Annotated in this window: 2 protein-coding genes (1 of these 2 running past the window's edge); both read left to right on the top strand. The window is 38.9% G+C overall.

Annotated elements, in window-relative coordinates:
* Positions 1 to 399 (top strand): FecR domain-containing protein (locus tag AC1DDX_RS05630; RefSeq protein WP_477621847.1); only part of this gene is annotated, 399 nt, incomplete at its 5' end.
* Positions 400 to 428: 29 nt separating this feature from the next.
* Positions 429 to 1,832: the 5' end (the start) of a SusC/RagA family TonB-linked outer membrane protein gene (locus AC1DDX_RS05625; RefSeq protein WP_477621846.1), read on the top strand. 2,013 nt of this gene lie beyond the right edge of the window; only the first 1,404 of its 3,417 coding nucleotides appear in the window; it begins with the start codon at positions 429 to 431; the stop codon falls past the right edge of the window.

The following is a 1,832-nucleotide window of genomic DNA, read 5'->3' as shown; positions in this document are numbered from 1 at the left end:
ATGCATACTTCTACCTCTGTAATGCTCACCACTGGTAAGGTTAGTGTTGGAACTGTTAATCATCAAAAAATAATAAACAAAGTTGACCTGATTCCCGGAGAGCAGGTTGAGATTGTGGAGACTCAAAATAAATTTACAAAATCAAACTTTGAGCTGGAAAAAGTAGAGAACTGGGCAGAAAGAAAACTCGTATTCTCAATGGCTTCTTTAAAAGATATTAAATCGGTTTTAAAGGAGATCTATGGAGTTGAAATCAGAACAGAAAAACAACCTAAAAAGCCAATCGCTTTTACCGGTCAATTTAAAAATGAAAATCTTACTGATGTGCTTAATGCCATCGGATTCGCTAACCACTTTACTTACACTATAAAAAATGATACTGTAACACTGGCATTCTAAACCGCAACAACCTAACCAAACCAAACAATATGAAAAAAAACTTACCAACCTATTATTTCTTTTATGGGCTTTTATTTAAAATAAGCTTATGCGTTGTTCTAATCCTGTCAACGTCCGCATATGCACAGTCCAAAGATAAATTGTACTCATTTAAATGGAAAAACACCACCATCCTGGATGCTTTTAAACAAATAGAAAGTCAGGGACAAGTGCACTTTTCTTACAACCCACTCGATTTAAATGTAAACGCAAGGTTTGATCTGAATATCGAAAAACAGAAAATTAACGACGTTCTGGATGCCATTTCAAAAAAGGTGAGTATCAAATATCAGATCAACGGACAAACGATAATGATCCAATCTTACAAGCCGGTGGTTGTAAAAATTGAATTTACCATAACCGGAACGGTTACCGATGAAAAAAACATCCCGATTCCCGGAGTTTCTGTGATTAATGCCACGGCTAACAAAACAGTTTCAACTAATGAGAACGGGAAGTTTTCTATTGCAGCCAATAAAGGCGACATCATCAGGTTCCGGATGATGGGCTTTCAGCAAACCGGCATTGTTGCCAGTGAATCACAGAAAAATATAACTGTGGTGCTGAAAGAGGAATCGCTTGAACTGAAAGAAACAGTTGTTACCGCACTGGGTATCAAAAGAGAAGAAAGATCTTTGGGGTATGCGGTTTCTGAGGTAAATGGCGAGGGATTAAAAAAAGCAAGAGAAACAAACGTAATTAACTCTTTAGCTGGAAAGGTAGCAGGTCTTATCATTAACAGTACAGCAGGTGGGCCTGCCGGATCTTCCAGAGTGATCATTCGTGGTAATACCACAGTTACGGGCAATAACCAGCCTTTGTATGTGGTAGATGGGGTTCCAATAGATAACTCGAATTACGGAGGTACAGGATCTGAGATGTATGCTCAGGGATATGATTTCGGAGATGCAATATCTGCAATAAATCCGGACGACATTGATAAAATCAGCGTATTAAAAGGTCCCTCTGCATCGGCTTTGTACGGTGCAAGAGCCGCCAATGGAGTTATTTTGATCACAACGAAACGGGGTAAAGGCACTTCTGACCTTGGTATAGAAGTAAACAGTACTGCATCATTTGAGAATCAGCTTACTTCCTTCGATGGGTACCAGTACTTATATGGTCAAGGCCGTAATCAGACCATCAATACCTCCTCTTTACAGGCAAGAACATCAATGTTTAATAACTTTGGTGCCAGACTGGATCCTGATTTAATGGTGGTATCGTACGACGATGTGTATAGGCCTTACCAAAAGATTGGCGACAATATTGGTGGCTTTTTCAGAACCGGTACTACATTTACCAATAATGTTTCCTTCAGTAACGCCAATGAAAAATCATCTGTCAGATTTTCTGCTACTGATCTTAGAAATAACGACATCATTCCTGAAAGT

It is taken from the genome of Pedobacter sp. 10L46_2 (assembly GCF_056395165.1).
Note: the sequence above shows the minus strand (reverse complement) of the source record. Positions and strands in the feature narration are given on the sequence as shown.